This is a genomic window from Janthinobacterium aquaticum (genome assembly GCF_009208565.1).
Taxonomy (GTDB): Bacteria; Pseudomonadota; Gammaproteobacteria; order Burkholderiales; family Burkholderiaceae_D; genus Janthinobacterium.
The window spans coordinates 1-218 of sequence record NZ_WFLK01000083.1; the positions used below are offsets into that span (position 1 = coordinate 1).

Annotated in this window: 1 rRNA gene; it reads right to left on the bottom strand. The window is 50.0% G+C overall.

The window, feature by feature from the left end:
• Window positions 1-151: 151 nt before the first annotated feature.
• Window positions 152-218: ribosomal RNA gene (locus GCM43_RS25705) — 16S ribosomal RNA — on the bottom strand; the annotation flags it as partial.

Consider the following 218-nt stretch of genomic DNA (forward strand, 5'->3'; position numbering starts at 1 on the left):
GGGCTGGTTGGACTCGAACCAACGACCCCCGCGTTATCAACACGGTGCTCTAACCAGCTGAGCTACAGCCCCAAATGCTGTTCTTCTTTATTAACAGTCGATAAGTGTGAACATTTGATGGTGAAGCATTACTGCTTCGTGCAAACTCTAGAAAGGAGGTGATCCAGCCGCACCTTCCGATACGGCTACCTTGTTACGACTTCACCCCAGTCACGAAT